Genomic DNA, 1992 nt, shown 5'->3' on the forward strand with positions numbered 1-1992 from the left:
GGGGGTGGGGCTTGCCGAAGCCCCGAGCCGTCACTTCGAGATCGTCTGCTCCGGTCTTTGCGGAGCTTTGTCTCCTCATGGTCATTGCGAGGAGGCGAAGCCGACAACGCAATCCAGGGGCCGGTGCGTGGGGCCCCTGGATGGATTCGCTGCGCTCGCAATGACGATGAGGAGACAATGCTCCGCAAAGACCGGAGCAGACGATCTCGAAGTGCCGGCTCGGGGCTTCGGCAASCCCCTCCCCCTATCCCCCTCCCGCAAGGGGAGGGGGGACTGGAATAGTGCAGAACCCGCAACACCGGCCCGGGCATCAGTCGAACATCCCGTGCAGGAACCAGCGCGGCGGCCGGTCCGGCCGGTAGGGGCCGGCGCGGTAGACCCAGAAACGGCGCCCGCTCTCGTCCTCCACCCGGTAATAGTCGCGGATCATGTCGGGTTCGGCCCGGTCCTGCGGCCGGGCCTGGCGCCACCATTCATAGGCGATGCGCTCCGGCCCGTCGGCCCGGCGGACCCGGTGGGTCTCGCCGGCCCATTGGAAGCTGGTCGGCGGGTCGTCCGGCACCTGGGCGATCGCCTTGATCGGCTCCGGCCGGCGCAGCAGGCGCAGGGGCCGCACCCAGCCGGCCGGCCAGGGTTTCGCGGGATCCGGCGCCAGCGGCGGCCGGGGGGCGACGCAGCGCTCCGGCAGGTGGCTCTCCACCGCCGCCGGGCGCCAGATCCGGTCGAAGCCGATGCGGTTGCCGACGATGTCGACGAAGCCCGCCAGATCCGCGATCCCGGCGCCCTCGCCCTCCAGCGTGCTCAGCCCGGGCTGGCGGCCCGAGACCGGCGCCACCCGGTCGGCGCGCAGGGTCGCGACCTCGACGCCGAAGCCGGGGTCGACCCGGTCCAGCCGGTCGGCCAGCAGGCGCCCGACCCGTGCCGGGTCGCGCACCGGGAGCGCCGTGCGGACGGCGATGGTCTGGCAGCGGCCGTCGACCCGGTGGAAGGCGGCGGTGAACTGGGCCGCGCCCATCATCCGCGCCTCCAGCCGGCCGCAGAGCTCGCCGGCCAGGGCGGCGAGGACGCGCTGCAGATCCTCCGGCGTGCCGATCGGCTCGGCGAAGGCCAGGCGGGCGAACCAGGGCGTCGCCGGCCGGCGGAAGCCGACCGTCTCCTCCGCCCGGCCCAGCGCCTGGTCCAGCCGCAGCAGCGGCCCGGCGCCGAAGCGGCGGCCCAGGCCGGGGCGCGGCGCCGCCAGGAGCTCGCCGATCCGGGTCAGGCCGATCCGCTGCAGCGCCGCCACCTCCCCCTCGTCCAGCCGCAGCGCCGCCATCGGCAGCGGCGCCAGGGCCGCGCGCTCGGCGCCGTCGGGCAGGATCCGCGGGTTGGCCTTGTCGTGATGCGACAGCGCCCAGGCGGCGCCGAAGCTGCCGGCGACGGCGATGCGGGCGGGCAGGCCGCGCCGCTCCAGCCGGCCGGCCAGGTCGGCCGCCAGCCCGTCCTCGCCGCCCCACAGATGGGCGCAGCCGGTGATGTCGAGCCACAGCCCGTCGGGCGGGCAGGGGGCGACGGCGGGGCTGTAGCGGCCGGCCCAGCCCACCAGCCGGGCCAGCGCCCGGGCGTCGGCGGCGGGATCGGCCGGGACCAGCGCCAGCGTGGGCAGGATGGCGCGGGCATCGGTCGCCTTCTGCCCCGGCCGGATGCCGGCGGCCCAGCCGCGGTCATCCACCGCCACCACCTGGCGCCGCTGCTCCACGGTCTCGACGATCGCGACCGGCTCAGCCGGCCAGGCGTCGAGCGGGGTGGTCAATCTCAGTCGCGTGATCGGCCAGTTCGGCAACCACAGCGAGACGATCCGTCCCATCCTCGGTCTCCACGATCCAGCGGCCGGGCCGGCCGCCGCGGCTGTGGGTCAGGGCCAGCTCCCAGCGCGCCGGGCCGACCCAGGCGGCGCCGCCGCCGCTCGGCGCCGGGGCCACGGTCCAGCGCGTCACCGCGGCGCTGGACCGT

Annotated in this window: 1 protein-coding gene and 1 pseudogene; both read right to left on the reverse strand. The window is 76.0% G+C overall.

Translation table 11 applies throughout. The annotated features are described in order from the left end of the window. Positions 1–310 precede the first annotated feature (310 nt). Entirely contained in the window at positions 311–1792 is a 1482-nt protein-coding gene (locus BWR60_RS35995) for a DUF6504 family protein (protein ID WP_218823847.1), read from the reverse strand. Further along, positions 1761–1992, reverse strand: a pseudogene (locus BWR60_RS37540) (hypothetical protein); the annotation flags it as partial. The pseudogene BWR60_RS37540 and the gene BWR60_RS35995, both read right to left, overlap by 32 nt.

It is taken from the genome of Inquilinus limosus, from assembly GCF_002195995.1.
Taxonomy (GTDB): domain Bacteria; phylum Pseudomonadota; class Alphaproteobacteria; order DSM-16000; family Inquilinaceae; genus Inquilinus; species Inquilinus limosus_C.